Annotated in this window: 23 protein-coding genes; all 23 read left to right on the plus strand. The window is 42.5% G+C overall.

The window, feature by feature from the left end; translation table 11 throughout:
* Nucleotides 1-3 precede the first annotated feature (3 nt).
* Nucleotides 4-1845: a terminase large subunit gene (locus tag FTT86_RS10940; protein WP_180181207.1), complete on the plus strand. Its 1842-nt coding sequence runs from the start codon at nucleotides 4-6 to the stop codon at nucleotides 1843-1845.
* The gene (locus FTT86_RS10945) at nucleotides 1842-3095 is read left to right on the plus strand and encodes a phage portal protein (protein WP_180181208.1); all 1254 of its coding nucleotides are present in this window, start codon (nucleotides 1842-1844) and stop codon (nucleotides 3093-3095) included. The genes FTT86_RS10940 and FTT86_RS10945 overlap by 4 nt, the downstream gene beginning before the upstream one ends.
* Nucleotides 3085-3828, plus strand: coding sequence for an HK97 family phage prohead protease (locus FTT86_RS10950; protein WP_180181209.1), 744 nt, complete (start codon nucleotides 3085-3087; stop codon nucleotides 3826-3828). The genes FTT86_RS10945 and FTT86_RS10950 overlap by 11 nt, the downstream gene beginning before the upstream one ends.
* 70 nt (nucleotides 3829-3898) lie before the next feature.
* Nucleotides 3899-5209 carry a phage major capsid protein gene (locus FTT86_RS10955; RefSeq protein WP_180181210.1) on the plus strand — a complete coding sequence of 437 codons (1311 nt, stop codon included), beginning with the start codon at nucleotides 3899-3901 and terminating at the stop codon, nucleotides 5207-5209.
* Nucleotides 5210-5291: 82 nt separating this feature from the next.
* Nucleotides 5292-5594: a head-tail connector protein gene (locus FTT86_RS10960; RefSeq protein ID WP_180181211.1), complete on the plus strand. Its 303-nt coding sequence runs from the start codon at nucleotides 5292-5294 to the stop codon at nucleotides 5592-5594.
* 1 nt (nucleotide 5595) lies between these two features.
* Nucleotides 5596-5835: a hypothetical protein gene (locus FTT86_RS10965; RefSeq protein ID WP_180181212.1), complete on the plus strand. Its 240-nt coding sequence runs from the start codon at nucleotides 5596-5598 to the stop codon at nucleotides 5833-5835.
* Between the two features lie 7 nt (nucleotides 5836-5842).
* The gene (locus FTT86_RS10970; RefSeq protein ID WP_180181213.1) at nucleotides 5843-6193 is read left to right on the plus strand and encodes a phage head closure protein; all 351 of its coding nucleotides are present in this window, start codon (nucleotides 5843-5845) and stop codon (nucleotides 6191-6193) included.
* Nucleotides 6184-6666 carry an HK97-gp10 family putative phage morphogenesis protein gene (locus FTT86_RS10975; protein ID WP_180181214.1) on the plus strand — a complete coding sequence of 161 codons (483 nt, stop codon included), beginning with the start codon at nucleotides 6184-6186 and terminating at the stop codon, nucleotides 6664-6666. The genes FTT86_RS10970 and FTT86_RS10975 overlap by 10 nt, the downstream gene beginning before the upstream one ends.
* Nucleotides 6663-7031: a DUF3168 domain-containing protein gene (locus FTT86_RS10980; RefSeq protein WP_180181215.1), complete on the plus strand. Its 369-nt coding sequence runs from the start codon at nucleotides 6663-6665 to the stop codon at nucleotides 7029-7031. The genes FTT86_RS10975 and FTT86_RS10980 overlap by 4 nt, the downstream gene beginning before the upstream one ends.
* Nucleotides 7032-7083: 52 nt before the next feature.
* Nucleotides 7084-7620, plus strand: coding sequence for a phage tail tube protein (locus FTT86_RS10985; protein WP_180181216.1), 537 nt, complete (start codon nucleotides 7084-7086; stop codon nucleotides 7618-7620).
* A gap of 74 nt (nucleotides 7621-7694) precedes the next feature.
* Nucleotides 7695-8225: a phage tail assembly chaperone family protein, TAC gene (locus FTT86_RS10990; RefSeq protein ID WP_180181217.1), complete on the plus strand. Its 531-nt coding sequence runs from the start codon at nucleotides 7695-7697 to the stop codon at nucleotides 8223-8225.
* A gap of 8 nt (nucleotides 8226-8233) precedes the next feature.
* Nucleotides 8234-8383: a hypothetical protein gene (locus tag FTT86_RS10995; RefSeq protein WP_157980311.1), complete on the plus strand. Its 150-nt coding sequence runs from the start codon at nucleotides 8234-8236 to the stop codon at nucleotides 8381-8383.
* Between the two features lie 65 nt (nucleotides 8384-8448).
* Nucleotides 8449-8778, plus strand: a complete 330-nt coding sequence (locus FTT86_RS11000; RefSeq protein WP_180181218.1) for a hypothetical protein — start codon at nucleotides 8449-8451, stop codon at nucleotides 8776-8778.
* 58 nt (nucleotides 8779-8836) lie between these two features.
* Nucleotides 8837-12709, plus strand: a complete 3873-nt coding sequence (locus FTT86_RS11005) for a tape measure protein (protein WP_180181219.1) — start codon at nucleotides 8837-8839, stop codon at nucleotides 12707-12709.
* 41 nt (nucleotides 12710-12750) lie between these two features.
* Entirely contained in the window at nucleotides 12751-13962 is a 1212-nt protein-coding gene (locus FTT86_RS11010) for a hypothetical protein (RefSeq protein WP_180181220.1), read from the plus strand.
* Nucleotides 13962-14882: a phage BR0599 family protein gene (locus FTT86_RS11015; protein ID WP_180181221.1), complete on the plus strand. Its 921-nt coding sequence runs from the start codon at nucleotides 13962-13964 to the stop codon at nucleotides 14880-14882. Before FTT86_RS11010 ends, FTT86_RS11015 begins: the two co-directional genes overlap by 1 nt.
* A gap of 7 nt (nucleotides 14883-14889) precedes the next feature.
* On the plus strand, nucleotides 14890-15198 hold the full coding sequence (locus FTT86_RS11020) for a hypothetical protein (protein WP_218954960.1): 309 nt from the start codon (nucleotides 14890-14892) through the stop codon (nucleotides 15196-15198).
* A gap of 8 nt (nucleotides 15199-15206) precedes the next feature.
* Entirely contained in the window at nucleotides 15207-15383 is a 177-nt protein-coding gene (locus FTT86_RS11025) for a hypothetical protein (protein WP_257229654.1), read from the plus strand.
* Nucleotides 15370-18339, plus strand: a complete 2970-nt coding sequence (locus tag FTT86_RS11030; RefSeq protein ID WP_180181223.1) for a phage tail protein — start codon at nucleotides 15370-15372, stop codon at nucleotides 18337-18339. The genes FTT86_RS11025 and FTT86_RS11030 overlap by 14 nt, the downstream gene beginning before the upstream one ends.
* Nucleotides 18339-19211 (plus strand): leucine-rich repeat domain-containing protein, encoded by an 873-nt coding sequence (locus tag FTT86_RS11035; RefSeq protein WP_180181224.1) that lies wholly within the window; start codon nucleotides 18339-18341, stop codon nucleotides 19209-19211. The genes FTT86_RS11030 and FTT86_RS11035 overlap by 1 nt, the downstream gene beginning before the upstream one ends.
* Nucleotides 19212-19257: 46 nt before the next feature.
* On the plus strand, nucleotides 19258-19539 hold the full coding sequence (locus FTT86_RS11040) for a phage holin family protein (protein ID WP_034702970.1): 282 nt from the start codon (nucleotides 19258-19260) through the stop codon (nucleotides 19537-19539).
* Nucleotides 19536-20288, plus strand: a complete 753-nt coding sequence (locus tag FTT86_RS11045; RefSeq protein ID WP_180181225.1) for an N-acetylmuramoyl-L-alanine amidase — start codon at nucleotides 19536-19538, stop codon at nucleotides 20286-20288. Before FTT86_RS11040 ends, FTT86_RS11045 begins: the two co-directional genes overlap by 4 nt.
* Complete coding sequence (locus FTT86_RS11050; protein ID WP_180181226.1) at nucleotides 20285-20545, plus strand: hypothetical protein; 261 nt, start codon at nucleotides 20285-20287, stop codon at nucleotides 20543-20545. The genes FTT86_RS11045 and FTT86_RS11050 overlap by 4 nt, the downstream gene beginning before the upstream one ends.
* Nucleotides 20546-20929 lie beyond the last annotated feature (384 nt).

The raw sequence follows: 20929 nt of genomic DNA on the forward strand, positions 1-20929 counted from the left end.
TCTATGCGTGATTATTTTAAAATCGCGCTCCAGTACTGCCATGACGTGCGATCCGGAGTGCGTACTGCAGGGCAGTTGGAAAAACTTGCAGCCAAACGCTTCTTAAACGACTTGACCCGATCAGGCTATCCAGTGGTATCGGATGATCCAGAACTCGAACAACTATTAAAAACTCTGAAAGTTGGGACCAAACCGGCCGATATTCATTTCGATTATACCTTCGATATTGAAAGTGCCAGACATGCCTGTTTCTTCATTGAAACCTGTCCACATACCACGGGAACCCTGGCAAAAATTCAGCCAAACGGCAAACGACATATGTTGGTCATGGAGCCATGGCAGGTATTCATCACGGTCAATATCTTTGGCTGGTTGAACACGGAAGGGCTGCGACGATTCATTTACTTCTATATTGAGGTGGCCAAAAAGAATGGAAAATCTACATGGATTGCAGCCGTCGCCCTGTATATGGCTTTTATCGATGGTGAACCCGGCGCTGAAGTCTATTCAGCTGCTACTTCGCGCGAACAGGCCAATATCATTTTTGGTACGGCCAAGACGATGGTGGATTACTCACCGTTTATGCGTCAGCGTTTTGGTATCGAAACAGCGCAATATTCTATTTTTCAGTCGTCTAGCAATTCGGTCTTTAAGGCGTTATCTCAAGATCGGGGTGGGACTAAGGATGGCTTGAACGTCCATATGGGCGTAATTGATGAATTACATGCGCATAAAGATTCAAGCATGTATGACATTGTTGCCGATGGTATTGCAGCGCGGGATCAGCCACTGGTCGGGGCAATCAGTACTGCCGGTGATGACAACCTGGGAGTGTGTTACCGCGAACGTTCTACCGTAGAAAACGTATTACGTGGCAAGGCCAAGCATGAGCAGTACTTTGGCATGATTTTCTGCCTTGACCGTGGTGATGACTGGAAGGACCCGAAAAACTGGCCAAAAGCCAATCCAAACTATGGAATTTCGGTCACGACCAATTATCTGGAAGCGAAATTCAAGAAAGTCTTGATTTCACCATCCTCAGAAGCCTTTTTCCGGCAAAAACATTTGAATGAATGGGTTGGTGCGTTGAATGGATGGATTTCACCTTCGGTCTGGGAACGTTGCTACAAAGATGTCAAATTAAAAGAACTGGATGGCCAGATCCGCTTCGGTGGCTATGACCTGGCAAGCCGTCTGGATTTGGCAGATTGGGGTGAATTGATTCCACGTATGGAAGCCGATGGCAAGATTCACTGGTATGCCTTTGTACATTCTTATATCAATGAGCGTGTTCTGGAGACTAAAGAAGCCATTAATGGTGAAAAACGCCCAGATGAATATCCGGTATGGCGTGATAACGGTTGGCTGATTGCGACACCAGGTGAATCGACCGATTACAAACGTATTCAGCGGGACATTGAAGATGCCCATGTCAAGAATCCGTTCTATGAAATTGGGCACGATCCATATCATGCGGAGCAATTGACTGCGAATCTGCTGGATGAAGGTGTCAATGTCGTTGAAGTACCGCAAAAAACCGAGCATTTAAGTCCGGCAATGCGCTGGATTGAAGTGCTGATGGCCGAAGGTCGTTTTCATCACTGTGGCGATCCGGTATTCACCTGGTGTGCCACCAACGTTGTGGTGAAAGAAGACGCAAAGGAAAACATTTTTCCACGAAAGATTTCATCTGCAAAAAAGATTGATGCCATGGTTGCAATCATCATTGCTGCCTCACGTGCCCGTTTTCATGATGATGAATCGGTATTTGATTTAGTGCCGGGTGAAGACAATGGAAATATTGATGACTGGCTGGATGACATGATTAAGGTAGCGAAGCGATGAGTAAAAAACGCGATAAACCAAAGATTCGTGATAAAACAAATCGCGATAAGCTCAAGGTGCGGGGAACCGGACCAATGCAAGATAAAACGGGGACGACAATTATAGATCGTCCCCGTTCTAGTTTTAAAACTGCTAAACCGGTGTCATTTGATAGTGCAATGACGCTTAGTGCAGTTTTTGCATGTGTCAAAATTCTGACTGAATCTGTGGCCACATTGCCTTTGCAAATGTATCAGCTGAATACTGATGGCACCCGTACTTTGGTTAAGGATCATGATGTAATCCGGCTTTTGTATAACAAGCCAAACCGCTACCAGACGCGAGTTGAATTTTTTGAACAGTTAATGCTGAACCTGGTGGCAGGGAATGCTTATATCAAAAAGGATTTTTCAGGTAAAAAACTGGTCAGCTTGCAGGTCATCAACTCTGGATCTGTAGATCCGAGTATTCGTGATGATGGTGCTCCATTGTACAAATGCAAAATTGGCAATAAAACAGTTGAATATACGGATAAGGAAATCTGGCATATCAAATTATTTGGTACCGGTTTCGTTGGAATGTCACCAATTGCTTATGGTGCTCAGTCTATTGGTGTTGGGCTTGCCGGAGTAGAAAAGACATCACGCTTAATGTCAAACGGTGCCAAACCGACTGGGGCATTAAAAACTGATAAATATCTCAAGAAAGAACAGCGCCAAGCCTTACGTGAAGAACTGGATATCCTGATCAATGGTGATGACGGAGATCTGGCCGTACTCGAAGGCAATATGAAATTCGAGCAAATTAGTTTGACTCCAGAAGATCTTGAACTGATTGAAATTCGAAAATTATCAGTTGAAGAGTCCTGTCGTTATTTCGGTGTCAATCCGATCCTGATTTTCAGTACAGATTCGAGTACGACTTGGGGTAGCGGTATTGAACAGCTGGTTGATGGCTTTCATAAATTTGGATTACGTCCATATCTGGAACGTATTGAAGAAAGTGCCCGTATTCACTTATTGCAAAGACATGAATGGGATGAATATGAGTTCGAATTCAAGACCAAAGAATTGTTGAGAGCTTCTTATCTTGAGCGAATCAAATCGAATAAAGATCGAATCCTGTCAGGTCAAGCAAGTCCTTATCAAGTCCAGATGGAAGAGGGTGAAGTCGCGGATAAAAATTCTGACTTTATTTTGGTTCCTGTGAATATGACTACTGCTGAACGTATGAAAGAAGGTACTTATGGAGCGAAAGCTGATGAAAAATAAACTGCATGTGCGGAATAAGTTTTCGCCAAATATACCGAAAGTGCATTGTCGCCGAATGCCTGTCGTTGCAGAGAACTTACGTTTTATCAATAAAGATGAAAAAACAGGCGTTGTCAAAGTGAGTGGTTATGCAGTTAAGTGGGATTCCATTAACTATCACGGGGAAAAGTTCATCCGTGGTGCTTTTGCTGAAGTCTGTGCTGCTTTTGCTGCAGGAACCAAGAAAATTCACGCTTATTACAATCATGGCTGGCGTTTATGGTATGTGGATGCCCAGCTGGCCATGCGAATTGGTAAATATACGGTTTTAAAGGAAGATGATACCGGTCTTTATATCGAGCTGGAATTTACACCAGGATTGCCTATTGCTGAAGCTGTTGCAGCCATGGTTCGCCATGGAACAGTAGATGGGTTTTCAATTGCATTTTATCCAGTAGGTGATTTGGACTATGACGATAAAGGCACACACGTTGAGATCCGTCGCGCTGATATGTATGAGATCAGTGTAGTAGATGAACCCTCTGACGATGCAGCACGTGTCATCAATGATGACACTATTCAGGCCATTAACTCGGATGATGATGCTGAAGAGTTATTGCGGTCCCTGGGCCTGCATGGTGACTATTCGAAAAAACTGATTGCACGTTTAACCGATGTGCATAAGCCACAAGAAGATCCACCACCAAAAACTGAACCTAAAGCAGATCCTTTCGCATTTCTAGATAACTGCTGATCTGAACGTTTAACTTAAAAAATATCCCGCATTTTTGCGGGTTTTTCATTTTCTATGCATGGAAAAAACTATGAAAGCACTTTCAAAAAGCACGATGGTAGTAGCAATTTCAACTATGGCCAATCAAACCCCTGCTCCTTTTAAGGATCTGCTTACCCGTGATACATCACAATTGGATCAGTTAGCGATTCAACTGCGTGACCGTGTAAGCCAGATGGATACCTTGCTTGAGCGTTACCGTGATCGCTTATCTGCCCTGGATGAATTACCAGATGATTTGAAAAAAGATCTGGAAGAGCGCTCGAACAAAATTAAAGAAGTTGCCGGCCAGGTTGAAGAAATCCAGCAACAATTGGTGGATGGAGTTCATGAGCGCAACAAAGGCCAGCAAGATACCATCGCTGCAGCCCTGATCCGTAACAAGGATGCAGTCGATTATGCCAAAACGATGCACACCCGTAGCGGCAATAAAAAAGATGCAGTGGTATTTGAAGGGCTGAATGCGCGTAATGTGATTACCTTAGGCGGTATGGGTACCAATGCGGTTTTTGCACAAAACGATTTGAATCGTACTGCACGCGCCATGCCTTTATCTGTCATTGATTTGATTAACTGGGGAACCACACAGGAAGCGGTTGCTTACTTCTTGCGTGAATCCACTTATGAAATCATGGCTGATATTGCACCAGAGAACACTGATAAACCTGAATCTGATTTCGAATTCGGTGTAATCAGCTTAAACGTTGGTGTGATTGCGCATTGGATTCGTGCATCGAAACAGGTTTTAGCAGATATGCCGGCATTGGCAAACTATCTCGAAACCCGTATGGCTTATGGTGTTCGTTTTAAACTTGAATACTATGTCGTAAATGGACATACACCAGCACAGGGCCAGCAAAAAATCTTTAGTGGACTGCTTGAGCCTTTAAACCATCAATCAGTGACAGTTGATGCTACTGATACAGCAATTGATGTCCTCAACAAAGCAAAATATGAAGCTGCAGCATCTTATGTGTTACCAGATTCAATTCTGTTGAACCCGAAAGACTGGGGTGCAATTGAACGTATTAAAGGTACCGATGGTCATTACATCTTTGGTGCACCTGGTGCTGCAGTTCAGCCTGTACTTTGGGGGCTGCCAGTTGTATTTGCTGCGTCTATGCCAGAAGGCAAATACTGGGTCGGTAACTTGGCACTTGGTTTTGATGGTTTGATTCGTGAAGATGTCAATATCACGGTATCAACTGAAGATGGTAATAACATCACGAAAAACCTGGTCACTATTCTTGCTGAAATGCGTGCAGCCGGTGCTGTAGTTCTTCCTGAAGCATGCGTTGCCGGTGATCTTCCAGAAGTTGTTGCCCCTGTAGAAGGTGGCTAAGCCTAATCCTTAGTCCTGTAGAAAAGCCCTCATTTGAGGGCTTTTTTATACCTCTTTTTCTGTCAAAAAAAAGGCTATTTTCATGAGCGAAGAACTGGTCACACTTGAAAGCGCAAAGTTTCAATTGCGTGTGCTGCATGATCGTGAAGATGCACATATTCGATTGCTCATTAAAGCAGCTTTAAAACACATCGAAAACTTCCTGGATAAACCTCTGGTGGATGTTTGTGTGGACGGTGTGTTGCCTGAGGATCTGCAATATGCCGCCCTGCTGATTATTGGTGATTTATATAACAACCGTGAAGCTCAAATGGTTGGGACCATTATTGCCATCAATAAAACCCTAGAAAACTTGATGATGCCTTACCGCAAAATGGGAATTTAATATGCCGAGAACATTTTTAGAAAGATTCGGATGTTCAACTGCCGCTGTATTGGCAGATGTCGTAAATAAGTATGCAGAGCGCAAAGGTTTAGAAATTTTAAGCATTAGCATAAATGTGGATAAAGAAGCCCGCTACCGTTATGAAGCGATCGTTTTATTTGAAAAACCTTTAAATGTTGAATTTTCATTTGAACCAGATCCAAATGATAAAGGTTCAAACCCAGAGTTGATGACAGGGTAGGTGAACCATGAGAACAGGACAGCTTAATCACTTCCTCACCATTCAGCGTGAACATTCTACTCGTGCAACTGATGGATCTGGAGACCGGATCAAAAGCTGGCAGAAAGAATTTGATGTGTGGGGTGATATTGATGCACTCAGTGGACGCGATTACATTGCAGCAAAAGCACAGCAAAACATGATTAGTCATCGAATCAGTATTCGTTACTCAGATATTCCGCCTGGCTTCGAATGGCCAGGTTGCCGGATTGAGTCTGAAGGTGTGACTTATAAAATTAATGCTGCCTTACCAGATAATCAAAATGGCAAACAATGGATCACATTGATGTGTGAATCAGGGAGCGCGGTATGGGTATAAAAGGATTAGAAGTAGTTAGTAGAAATTTAGAAAATATTAAGCTTTCTGAAAAAAATAAGCAGGTTCGTTCATCACTTCGGAAAGCAGCTAAGGTTATTCAAAATGCTGCCAAAGAAAATGCAAAAAAAATTGATGACCCTGAAACTTCAGAAGAAATTTGGAAAAATATTGTTGTGCGTGCAGGTAAGACCCAAACCAAAGGTGAAGTTAAAGTCAGGATTGGTGTCCAGGGTGGCGGTGAATTTTGGAAAATAAACAAAAATATGGAAAGGAAAGGGAAAGGACGTGTTGAAAGTCCCTATTACAAACCATTGCCGAATGATACTCGACATTTTTGGCTGGTTGAATTTGGAACAATGAAGACATTAGCTCAACCTTTCTTGAGGCCTGCATTTGAAGCTAATAAAGAGCAAGCAGTACAGTTAGCAGTTGATGATATTAAGGCAACAATTCTTGCGGAGATTAAAACATGATCATATTGCCGCTTGAGGAACTTTGCCAAAAAGATCCCTTGCTGGTTCAGTTGTTATCAGATCGGGACGGACTGAAGCTGTTCGAGTTTGATCCAGATATAAACGTCAAGACACCTTATGCCACCTGGCAAATCATTCATGCAGCAGGTGACGAAAACCTTTCTGGTGTTTCAGAAATGGATGAAGTAGTTCTGCAAATCGATATCTATGGAAAAAATAAGGCTGAAAACCGTCAGATTGCAAAACTGATCCGTAAAGCGATTGAGCAAGACTGCCAGGTTGAAAACTTCACCGGAAATATACGTGAACCAGATACTGACCTGTTCCGGATCAGTCTGGATACCAGATGGTTTGAAGAATCTTAAATAATCATACGTGACCGCCCGTTTGGCGGTTTTATTTTTTGGAGTAAAAATTATGGCTCGTCGTACACAAGGCAGCGCGATGTGGATGGTAGTCTCTAAGGCTGCTGATCCTGAAAAGTTTGAACTGATTAAAATTGGGGCACCAAAAGATCATAAACCAGGTACCGATACCAAGGAAAAACTGGAAATTACCGATCTTGAGGAAGAGTATTCTAAAAAATACCTGGATGGTGGTGGTCTGTCTGATACCGGTACAGCAACGTTTTCAATTCTTGCTGATCCGAAAAATCCTGCACACCGGCGTTTATTCAGCATGGTGGCATCTGGTGAAAGTGCAACATTTATCCAGGGCTGGCCGGGTGAAAAACGTGGTTCGGTTGCTCACATTGTGCCAGAAGTGGATGAAGATACAGGTGTAATCACTTTAAGCAACCAGCGTACCTGGACCAAATACAAGGCTTATGTAGACAGCTTCCCGCTGGATATTGATGCAAACAGTGTTGTTCAGACAACTGTCACTTTACAGCGACAGACTGCTCCAGAATGGGTTTGGGAAACTGAAGCACCTCAAGCACCAGTTGGACCTTAATTTAATTCAATTTAAAGACCCTGCTTTCGAGTGGGGTTTTTATTTCATTCTCAAAAAAATAAAGCGGGAAAATCATGAAGAAATTAAATCCACTTGAGCTGAAAAAACACGTTGATGAAACCAATGCCCAGCGAGCAATTCTGAAAGACATTGTTTTTGTAGAAAATGGTGTTGAAGTTGTTGGCGAGATTTATGTAAAAAAGGTCAGTTATAAAGACCTTCGTGAAATTGAAAAGTCCTTTAACTGGTTACCGGATGAAGAAGATCCAGGGATGCTGACGCTGCAGGATATTGATGAACTGCGTCTGCGTTCTGCCCAGATCCTTGCCACAGTCTGTGTTGATGAAAAAGGCACACCGTTCTTTAAGGATATTGATGAAGTCCTGCATTCTTACATGAATATGTGTAAGGCGATGTGGTCTGTATCCAATGAAGTCAACCTGTTTGTGGGAAAGTTGACGACGAAGAGTTCGATGAAAACGAAATCTTCGCGGAACTCGCGATCCAAGGCATCTGTGGAAACAGTATCGAATCCGTCCGAAACAACATCACTCAATGGGAATTCGCCTACTGGCGAGAATACCGGAGACGACGCGGAAGCCTGAATTGGGGTTTGCGCTTTGAAGAAGTCCTAGCACAGTTAAAGTTGATGTTTGCACAGTCTAAAGGTGCTGAAAATCCAGATATTTACAATTATTTGCCCCATTTTGATAAACCTGAACTTTCTGCCCGTGAAGCTTATGAGCAGTTTTGGAAGGAATAATCAGGCATTAGCTTGATTTCCTTTCTCATCGCTGCGTATATTCTAGTCATTCATTGGGGGATATCATGAAAAAACTGGTTTTCATAGTGGCATGTCTATTCAGTATGCCTACGTGGTCAGCATCAAAAGATATTGATCAACACTGTCGTAAATATTTGGAACTGGCTGAAGTCATTATGGATGCCAGACATAATGGTGTGCCATTTTCTAAGGCTTTAGAATTTAATGACCAGGTTAATAAAAAGTATAAAGATGAACTGATGGAATCTATCATGCGTGCCATGATTATAGATGCTTATGAACAACCTATTTTTCATACTGAAAAGTATCAATTTGAACAACGTGAAAAATTTGCATCCAAATATTATCTTGGTTGTATCGAAGCCTTAAAATGAAATAAATTTTACAAATGCCACCCAAATGGGTGGTTTTTTTATGCCTGGAGTTTTGTGTATGTCTAAGTCAATCGGTGTCTTAACACTGGATCTGGTAGCACGTACTGTTGAGTTTGACCGTAACTTGCAGCGCTCTCAGCAGCAGACCAGAACTTCAGGTAATGCCATGGCTGCTGATCTGCAGCGTGTTGAAGTGCAGGCCAATAGTACAGGCGAATCTGTAAAGGCCTTGGGTAATACGATTAAGGCTGCCGCTGCTGCTTATATTACTACTAACTTGATTCAGCAAGCCGATGGCTATACCCAAATGGCAGCTCGTGTACGAAATGCTACTTCCAGTCTATCTGAATATCAAACAGTACAAGATCATTTATACCAAACCGCCCAAGGAACTTTCCGTAATCTGGCTGAAGCTCAGGAAGTTTTTCTTGCCAGTTTTGGTGGCCTAAAAGAGGCTGGTTATAACACTCAGCAGGTTCTGGCCATTACAGATTCACTATCTTATAGCTATGTACATAATGCAGCATCTGCTGAAAAAGCTGCATCGGCAACCGCTGCTTATGGCACGGTGATCGATAAAAACCGTGTTGAAGCTGATGCCTGGTATTCGCTAATTGCAGCTGCACCTAACCTGTTAAATGATATTGCGTCTGCAACTGGTAAAAGCACCAAAGAGATTCGTGCTTTAGGTGCGGAAGGAAAGCTGGCCGCCAGTGATTTGCATGCAGGTTTATTGAAATCCCGTGATTCCAATAAAGCGCTTGCTGACAGTATGGAAAACAGTTTGGCTGATGGCGTTACCAAGGCTACGAATGCAATTCAGCGCTTTACTGGTGAACTGAATATGCAGTATGGCGTAACAGCCAAGGCTGCAGATGCATTTGGCTATATGGCTGACAATATTGGTCTTGTTGCAGGTACTGGTGCAGTATTTGCAGTTGGGGCATTAACAACAGCTATTGTGAATAAAACTGTTGCCCTAAAAGCTGAAATTATCGCAGGGATTGAAGCACGTCAGGCAGCAGTAGCAAATGCAGCAGCACAAATGCAGGCGCTGGCTGCTGAATCCTTACGCATGCGTCAGCAGGCTGCATTGGCAGCAACTGAAGTTAATTTGGCCCGTGCTGAATACAATGCCGCTACTTCAGCAAGTGCACGTGCAGTAGCAGTACAGCGTCTTACCTCTGCAGAAATTGCCCTGAATATTGCAACTAAGGCCAGTACTCAGGCCACAGCAGCATACACAGGTGCTCAGACTGCAGCAGCAGCTGCAACCACTGGTTTGGCACGAGCCAAAGCAATGGCCTTGGGTGTGCTTGGTGGACCGGTTGGTTTAGGTGTGACGGTTGCGACTGTGGCAGCTGGCTACCTGTTGTTTAGTGACAATGCCAAAGAAAACACCCAGTCTTTGCGAGAAAACAATGTCTCTGTGGATGACGCAATTTCCAAATATCGTGAACTGAATGCAACCAAGCAGGCAGGTCAAATGGTAGAGGAGCGTAATAAACTTGAGGAACTTGAAAAGCAATATAAAAAGACTGAAACCGCTTTGGCAGTTTATGCCACAGGTATGGATCGCAATAATGACTTCATAAGTCAGTCTCAGCTGGAACTTGAAAAGCTGTTTAAGGAGTATCAAAAAACTGGAGACCTTGACCGGTTCACTCAGAGTGTTCAGGCATCTGGAAAAATTACACAGGTTGCCAAAGATGAAGTGGCTGGTCTGGCCACTAGAGTCAGTGATGCAGGAACTGAGGCTAAGACCCAAAAGCAATTTATAGAGCAGCTGGGGACTGGCATAAAGAAAGTAGGTGATGAAACCAAAAAGACTGCTGCTGAAATGGCTGGAATGACAAGTGAACTGGAAAAACTTTTAAACCAGGGCAAGTCCGATACTTTCAAAAATAACTATATTGCTGACATGGTCGGTAAATATAACTTCGATCCGAAATATGCAGAAATGTTATTTGAGGCCCGTAAAGCCAGTGGCTTAAAAGGAAATCAGGCGCTTCCTGCTGAAGTTTATCAAGACTTGCGAAAACAGTTTGAATCTGAACAGCGCTTAAATGGCCTTCTTGATGAGCGAAATAAAATGCTTAAACAAGAAGCCAATCAGCTTAATGTGAATGCTAAGGTTCGTGCCAATGCTGATAAATATAACTTTGCTGGAATCGAGCAGAAATATCAGCTTCCAGCCGGAACTCTCTCTGCCATTCATATGATTGAATCACGTGGTAATGCCAAAGCTTACAACAAGCAAACTGGCGCTAGTGGTGGATTCCAATTCTTGGATGGTACCGCAAAGCAATATGGTGTAAGTGACCGCAACAACTTGCAGCAATCCGCTGAAGGTGCAGCAAAATATATAAATTATCTTCTCAAGCTATTTGATGGAAATTTAGAAAAAGCTGTACGTGCATATCATGCAGGAGAGGGCAACGTTCAGAAAGGAACTAATATTGGTAAATACAACAATCAATATTGGAAAGATTTTAAAGGTTATATGGGAGGTGAAGCTGGCTCTACTGTCAGCGAGTGGCAGAAATATGCTACTGACTTTTTAAAGCTGCAGGAAGAGCAGGCCGAGATGCGTAAGCAGCTTGAGCTTGATGTTGCAAATGAAGTCACCCGTATCCGTTCCGATCTGACCGACAAGATCAGTGAAATTGAAAAGGCAGGCTTTGGACCTGAACGTCAAAAAGAACTGATTGCTGAACATACTGCTCGGGCTGAAAATGAAATTGCTGTACAAGAGCAAGCATTGAAAACCAGGCTAGATGATTACAGCAGTTATTTGCTTACTGAAGAAGAATTGATCAAGCAGAGTTATGCACGTCGCCAGTTCGATGTGCAGCATGATTTAAGCCTAACCAAAGCCCAGCGTTTACAAGCATCCGAATCCTTGCGTAAGCAGATGGTTTATGAGCTGGATCAAAACCGTATTGCTGAAGAAAAAGATTTGCTGCAGATCCGCAAGAAATGGATCAGTTCTGCCGAATATGCTTCTCAGTATTATCAGCTGGTACGTGATGAGATCGAGTCGACCGCAAGCTATACACCTAATCAGAAAGCTATGCTGTTACAACAGTCGCAGTTTGAATATGATGAAGAGCGGGATACTGTTGATCAGGATTACCGTAGGGCAGTAGGTAGTGATGTAGATACTGCTCGGGATGAACGTTTTAAAGATGAGCAGAATGCAATCCTTAAAGCCTATGAGTGGGAGCGAATTACCTTAGAGCAATATCGTGCAGATATGCTCATGGTTGAACAACGTTACTACAATGCTAAGGCTCAATTGGGTCTTGAATCCATGGCCGGCATGATGGGTGGCTGGTCGGATGTATTCAAAAACGTCTTAGGTGAATCATCTGGTTTTTATCATGCAGCTTTTGCTTTGGAGAAAAGTTTTGCAGTAGCCAAAGCAACGCTGAACGCGCCTTTGGTCTATACCCAGACGTATGCTGCTTTATCTGGTATTCCGCTGATTGGTCCATACATTGCACAACCTGCTGCAATTGCTGCTGCAGGTTTGCAAATTGCCCAGGCAGCAACAGCTGGTAGTGTGGCATTTGCAACGGGTGGTCTGGTGCGTGGTCCTGGTACCGGTACCAGTGATTCAATTCCTGCACGGTTGTCTGATTATGAGTATGTTGTAAAGGCTTCTTCGGTACAAAAGATTGGTGCATCCAATCTGGATTACATCAACCGTACTGGCCAGCTGCCACAACAAAGTAATGCTTTAGTGCCAAATATTGGCAGTGGCTTGCAATCAGTACAGCCTGCCGCTACAGCACCACAGGTCATTGATAACCAGTTATCAGTAATCATGGTCAAAGACATGGATGAGGCTAAGAACTACAAGTCATCAAGAGAATTTGGTGATGCGGTGATTCATCATATGAAACGAAATCGTAATGCTCTTGCATAAGCTCACTTTGGTGGGCTTTTCTTTTATCTCATGAGGACAAAATGAAAGTACAAACCAAATATGGTGATGCAGTTGTATTGGCACAATGTCCTTTGCTCACGTCCACAGAAAAACTGGAATGGCTGACTGAAGTGCATGAAAGCTTTGGTGGTGATGAAATCCGTCATCCTTTACGTGATGCTCCGCGTCAGGTGCTTAAATTTGAATACGCTGCATTCAAAAAAGCATTGGGTGATATGTTTCATATGGTTTGGGCACATATGAGTGATCTTTGGGCCATTCCCTTGAAGCAGATCTCTTTGCCGGTACCGGATACAGATGGAGATTTCATAGTATTTGATACAGCAAATGTGGCCACTCATTTATTTGTGGGCGGGTATGCACTGATCGAAACTGCAACTGAACAGCATGTCGTAGAGATCACGGATATAGGGCGTTATGTGATTATTCAGGAAGAGATCCGGGACCCGGATACCGATGAAATTACCCAGGAACTGGAAACTGAATATCAGGATGGCTTTCGTATTTCCAAAAGTATTGATGTGATCAATGCCAAGATTTCACCTTTGCGTATATGCGTAATGACGGATGATGTTGATTTATCAGTACGCAGCAAAATGGTCGGTTACGGCATCGAATTTCATGTCCTGGCTGAAGATGCACCAAGTTATACAGCAGAAGTTCCAGCACAGTACCAGGGCTTTGATTTCTACACCATGCCATTGTTGCTTGATGGTACCTCCTTAGGCATGCGGCTGCATAAACACCAGAATCGTGTCGATGGAGATGTTGGGGGGTTCAAAACGTACAGTCACTGGCAAAAGCCGCGGTATGAAAAAAAGTTGAATAGCCTGATTTTTTCAAAACAGCATTACCTGGATTACTACAAATTTTTGTACAGGCGTTCAGGCCGGTACTGTGAATTCTGGCAGCCGCTGTATGAGAAGCATTTAAATATTTTGAATACCGGTTTTGTTGGCACAGTTTTAAATATTGGCACCAAATTCATTGTGGAAGCTGACCGTAAACATATTGCAGTCAGAAAGATGGATGGAACCTGGTCTGCTCATGAAATCACCCAAAAATCAGAACAATATTTCACTGTATCACCACCAATCAATGCACAGCATAGCCAGATTAAATCGATCTGCTATCTGGGCTTGTACCGGTTTGATTCAGACCATATCGAGTTCGAATTTTTAGGAAAAGGTCGTGCACGGACCACTGTGCAAATTGTGGAGATTGGCAATTAATGGCACGTTCAGAACTTTATCAATTTAAGCACGGGGAAAAGCAGTGGTTTTTTACCAGTGCACGCAAGGCGATTACCCATAACAACATCACCTATTACCCAGTGAAAGGCTTGAGTCGGGGAAATATTGAAGATGCAGATATTGATAAGTGTGAAGTCGATCTGACTTTTCCGCATCCCTATCCGCTATTCAATGATGCAGATGACAGCTTTACCCAGGTGTTCTTAAACAAGATTTATCTGGAATCAGTGTATTTCACCCTGATTGAGCTGGATGGATCTGAATCACTGGTGCTGTTTAAAGGCCGGGTGACGCAGCCAAAATTCGATGACCGTGATAATACCATGACGCTGGTCTGCTCGACAGCAGAAAGCTTTATGCGTCGCAAAATCTTGACCCGTAAATATCAGCGCACCTGCCCGAACACAATTTACGACAAATACTGCGGCCTTGATTTTAACGAATGGTCATTTGATGTGACTGTGACCGCGATTAACAGCCTTGATGTGGCTTTTACTGTGAATCCAACTCAAGTCAAAGATGCAGATGGCAAACTGGTATTTGAGCAAGTACCGGTCCTTGATGAGCTGGGCCAACCTTTTTTAGATGAACTCGGGAATCCGACTTTTGAGAATGGTGATCCAGTAATGGAAGTTAAAACCTATCCACCTGGCTGGTTAAATCGTGGTGTGCTTAAAAAGGATGGGATGTTCACTTTCATCACCGGTAATGGCGTAAATGGCAGCATTCGCCTGTACCGCCAGCATATCGGTCTGGAAGTTAGTGATGTGGTGCGAGTAGCACCGGGCTGCGATCAATCACTAAAAATGTGTCATGAAAAATTCAATAACCACAAGCGCTTTGGTGGTCATCCAAATATTCCGACTGAAAATCCATTAGAAACGCAGTTAATTAAGTAGAGAAAATATGAATATCGAATTGCTTCTTACTGGTTTTGATCCGAGTAATATTTCTGTTTCTACCTCAATCGCACCTTTATTGATTGGTGCTTTGATTGCTGGTGCTGTTTCTCTAATTGTTGGGGTCTACACGTTCCTGCAAATGCGTAAGATGCAGAAAAAGAATCGACCAAAACCAAATCAGCTGGACGGCACAATTGCTGATGAGGGTACTTCATTTTGCGACATTGCCGGCAGTCCGCATGTACATGCAAACATCACGGATATTTGGGGTAAGACGACCTCACCAATTAAACAAAAAGGCGGCAAGAAATGAGAATTTATATGTCGGATATTCGGAAAGCGAAAATGTGCTCTAGTGGAACTAGGGCATTTTTTTTGCGTCAAGGTTGGGATTGGCAAGACTTCTTAAAAAATGGCCGTGATGCTCAGGATTTTATAAATACAAAAGATGCAATGGCTTTGCAAGTGGTTGAGGTGGCTAAAAATGGGAAAAAGTAGTTCACAGGTTGTTGGTTATCGTTACTACGCAAAGTTTGCAGCATTCATCGGCAATCGCATTGAAAAGTTCCTGGGTATTAATTTTGATAATCGTGGATGGATTAATAAGGGTAAGGATGATACATCTGATTTTTTGGCAATAAATAAGCAAAATCTTTATGGTGAAGCAGAGGGAGGGATTGCTGGTGTTATTGATATCCATCTTGGAACACCAGACCAAGAGCCAAACTTGGAATATCAAAAATACTTTCCGCTAGTTTCTGGCTACCCATATCAATCCTATTTGGTATTTCGAGGAGAAGAAGGCCCTGATTTTTCTGGCGTCGGTGGAATATATGAAGAAGTAGCAAATATTCTTGGCGCTAGTGGAAGGTCATCTTTTTATGTCGGCAACTCTGGCTACATGAAAGAGATGTTGTTATGGGTGAAGCGTACACGCGTTAGAAATGACGGTAGTGGGCAGTGGTATGAAGTTCGCGGAGATGGAGCAGTTGTTTGTGAGATTGGCACAAAATCAATGAGTTCTAGTGATATTGAAGGAAAGGATTTTAATTTCTCATTTAAGGTGAAAAACACAGATACTTTTACTCGACCGGGCAGGGAAAATGAAATTATAGATGAGCGCGAAGTTAATGTGGTTTACAAATACAATCCGGCTACGGATAGTTTTATACCAAGTAATTATAGCACTGCTGATTATTATATAAGAAGCCCCTCCTACGGTCATGGTCTGTATTATTACTATGAGCGAGAAATTAATATTCAATTGGCAGGCATGGGGCTGGTTGATTTAATACTTAATGTTAAAATGAAATCACTAGACAGACCTGAGATAGAAATAACAGGGGGCTTTATTAGTTCTATTGATGACCAAACTATTGAATCAACAGATGAGCGCGGAAGTATAAGTCGAAATGGAACATACCGTGCAACTGTTCTCGCACAAGGTAATGTTACAGTGAAACTAACAGTCAATAGAGCTTTGGATGGATTTGAAGAACATATACTTATAAGCACTTTCCAATTATTAAAAAAATCGTTCAGCAAAATATATTTGGATTTGGACGAAAACCCAGATATAAATCCGATTCATAAAATCCGCGAAATTCTTACTGATGATACAGCAATGGGAAAGCCTGGATCAGATGTCAATGATATGAATTTCATGAAAGCAGCAGATCGTATTTATGATGAAGGCTTAGGAATTTCGTGGGCTATTAACGAGAAATCATGTATTGAAGCTATCGAAGAGCTTTGCTATCACGTTGAGGCGGGAATTCGTGTAAATCGTCAAACTGGCCTTTATGAAATGGTTTTGTTTCGTGATGACTGGTTTGATGAAGAGGAAATACACACAATCGCAGAAAACAAGATCAAAGACTTATCTCTTGAAGTAATGAACTCTGATGACATTGTAAATCAATTGAATGTCACGTATTACGACCGTGAGCGCATTAAAAACTCTACTTTCTCTGTTTATGAGAATGGTTCAATTTTAACAATAGGACATGCAAATGCTGAATCGGTTGAATTCCCATATTTTATGAACATGCGAAATGCTGAAATTGTGGCGAACTGGAAGCTAAAACAGTTTTCAACGCCTGCATGGTCTGGAAGTTTTGCGACTGGGTGGAAAGAGGCGCGTAAATGGAATCGTTATGACCTGATTCGCTTACCTTGGTCTAAAAAATGGAATGGCACAATCCTTGTTCGTATCATGAAAATCAATCTTGGTAATTGTGCTGACAATGCTGTGATGATTGATTTTGAAGAGGTGATTCCATATTCAGGCGAGATGAACACATCAATTGTGGTTGACGCTCCGGTTGAATCAGCACCACAAACACCGCAACCAAGTGTGAATGCTGTATTTGAGGTGCCATACTATTTAACTGTGCTTCGCGCCGGTCAAACAAATGCGGATTTGGAATTGTCTAATAACCCAGATATTGGCTATGTTGCAGCAATTGCAGCAAAACCACAAAACAACTCGCTTAACGCATTGCTTTATACGGATGGCGGGGTGGGCAAATTTGAGCAAGTTTCTCGTCTTGATTACTGCGATGTTTTGCAACTCGATCAGCCGATCACTGAAACAACTACATCATTCACGGTCACTGGTATATTAACTCAAACCGCAAATTCAAATAACTTGATTTTGCTAAATGATGAATGGATGGGTTTTATAAGTTTTGATAATGAAACAAAGGTTTTAACAGTGAAGCGCGGTGTGCTAGATACGGTGCCAAAAAAACACAGCTCTGGAAGCTTATTTGTGATTGATCTGCCTGATGTTGCCTTTGATTCAATTCAATACGCACAAGGTGAAATCATTGAGGCACAAGTCTTAACAACAACACCAAGTGGGATTCAGGAATTATCTGTATCTGGAGCAGGGGTGGAGATAAAGTCAAGAGCAATCCGGCCATACCCACCAGCGAATGTGAAAATTAATGGTACTTACTATCCAGAAACAATCATTGTAGCAAATGATATCGTGTTGACTTGGGGTGATAGAAATCGCTTGCAGCAAACTGGTGGCGAGATACTAGGGTTTTTTGATGGAGGTGTGACAGTTGAAAGCGATGTTACTTATTCATATGAGCTTCTTTCTGAAAGTGTGATTCTAAGTAGTGCAAGTGGAATCACGGCAAGCAGCGCAACAATACCAGCATCTGTTTTGGTTCCGAATAAGCCACATGCATTAAAACTATGGTCAGTGCGTGATGGGTATGAATCATATCAAATATTTGAGCATTTCTTTTTTGTTGAAGCTGTGAGCTTGATTCTATCCGCAAATACAACGAGTAATAATGTATCTGGAAATACTTTAGCTGAGGCAAATATTATCGTTAATGTTGACACTTCATTATCTGCAAATATGCGATTTGATGGTTCAAACATTAAAGGTAAAGCTCCAGCTGGATCAATAATTACAATTGAGGTAGAGGAATAATGGCAACTTATACAGCTGTGGCGGATGCAAACGGGGACTTCATCGTCCCTTTTTCGTCTGCGTACACGAGCGGCGAAAAAATTACTGTCACAGCGGAAAAAGATAGCGCAACAAAGTCAATTGAACTTTTCGCACCGTCAGATGTAACAGGTGGTGGGGTGATTCAATTTACCGGCACGCTTGATAATTTTCCAAATAATATCGGGGGCGTAATACTATCCGAAATTAGTGGTGGTATCGGTAATTATGCGTTTTCTGCTGTATCAGCAAACGCATTATCGCTTTGGAAAAAAGCCACATCTCTGACTTTGATAAACTCTGTGACATCGATAGGGAGTAGTGCTTTTGCTGAATGGACAAATGCAACTCAACTAACATTATCAAGCTCTCTAGCATCAATCAATCAAGGCGCATTTTCAGGCTGGTCAAGAGCTACCTCACTATCCATTCCAGATTCTGTGCTTACGCTAGGGCAGGAGTGTTTCTATGGATGGGGTTCATCTCTGTCTTTACATATTGGCTCTGGTTTGACAAATATACCCATACAAGCGTTTGACGGTTGGGCTAAAGCAACATCTCTTGCGATTCCGGATCAAGTAAAAAATATTGGCGGTTATGCTTTTAGGGGGTGGAGTTTAGCAACATCTTTGCTAATAGGGTCCGGTGTAAAAAATATTGGGGATTACTCTTTTATGAACTGGGCATCATGCAACGAAATTATTTGTCGTGCTCTTACACCGCCAACGATTACGAACACCAGTTTTAATGGTCTGAAGTCCACATGTATCTTCAAAGTTCCTGCCGCATCAGTCGCAGCGTATCAAGCAGCGCCAAACTGGTCGGCATTTGCATCAAGGATTCAAGCTATTTAATAGCACCCTCGGGTGCTTTTTTTATTACCAAAATTTAGGGGGAATCATGCAGGAGCATGAAAAAACATTTTGGATGCTGGTCGTGATCGGGGCTGTCATCGGCCTGTCTAAACTTCTTGTATCTGAGGAAAGACTAACTGTTCGACTTGTTTTGGGTCGGACTATTTTGGGATCAGCTTCATCCGTTTTGGCTGGTGGGGTCTTATTACAAATTCCCGATATTCACCCCCTGGCTTTGATTGCAATTGCATCAGCTCTGGGAATTCTTGGAAGTACATTTATTGAAAACTGGCTTAAGAATAAGGCCGCGAATTGGAGCGTCAAATGAAATTAATTGAACAAAGTGCCTGGAAGTATCTTTCTGTAAAGCTCCCAATTTTGGGAGCTTTTTTATTACTTGTAGTTATTCCAGCACTGCAATGGGCGATGGACTTTAAAGTGATCCCTGTTGAGTACCATGCATTTATCACTGGGTCGGTCATGGTGTTTTTATCTTGGCTTGGTAAGAAAATTTATCAACCAAAATTACAACAATCATTAGGCTTTGCCACCATTACTGCAGGTCATAGTAATTCTGATCCTGGCGCAGTCAATGGCAAAATTAAAGAAGCAGACTTGGTTACTAATTTCAGGAATGCAGTTTCTTTTTATTTGCGTGAAGCTGGTGTCCAAGTCAAAAACGATGGTACCGGATCGGAGAATGATCCGCTTTCATCGGCCATAAAGTTGATCAAAGGATCTAGTGTAGCGGTTGAATTCCATATGAATGCTGCAGCTTCCAAACAAGCGAATGGGGTAGAAACGATTGCTCTGCCAAAAGACAAGAAACTGGCACAGGATCTATCTGCAGCAGTAGCTTCAGCATTGGGTAGCCGTTTACGTGGTAATGATGGCTGGATTGATCAAAGCCAGTCGGCCCGGGGGAGTCTGGGCTATATCAATGCCGGTGGTCTGATTGTAGAACTTGGTTTTATCTCAAATGAAGCTGAGCTTGCAGCATACCAGGCACGTTATTGGATCGCAGCAAAAGCTGTGGCCAAAGTTCTGATTGAATATGAAAAGGGGCATAAGTCATGACAGCTTTGACAATTGCGAGTGCTGTTTCTGAGTTTGTTGAAGCAGCTAAAGTTGGCCGTGAAATCTATGAAACGGCTGCAAATGCGATGGATGCAGCAGAAAAAGAACGTGATTCTGGTGCGGACAAAAAGGCTTGGGTTTTGGCTTTCTTGAAGTCATTTATCACGGATCTTGGCCAGAACTGGGAACGCTGGGCAAAGGTAATTATTACCTTTATTGACTTCGCCAAATCAGTATTTAACAGCAAGCGTTATTAACAGGTGATCCACTTGTTTGCATGCACTTGGTCTTCGGACTGAGGGCTATTTTTTTTGTTTGTGTGCAACCATTCTGCAACTATAGGTTATATAATAATTATAAGTAGTTGAATTTATATTAATAAAAATATGATTATTGCCAATCCATCATCGGCGCAACACTGATTCGTGGTTGAAGTTTATTTTCAATGGTGGTCAGATCAGTCATTCAAAATTACGCCTTAACGAAATGGAAGAAAGAAGAAGCAATTCATGCGATCACTCAGCTATTGGTTTTTGGCTAAAACCGGATCGGCTGACGTCGCAAAAAGAGGGCGTAATACTAGCATAAAATCAGAAAAACCACTCGGCGAACTTAAGCTAGCCCGGTAAATCCAAGGAATG

Source organism: Acinetobacter sp. YH01021 (genome assembly GCF_013420255.1).
GTDB lineage: Bacteria > Pseudomonadota > Gammaproteobacteria > Pseudomonadales > Moraxellaceae > Acinetobacter.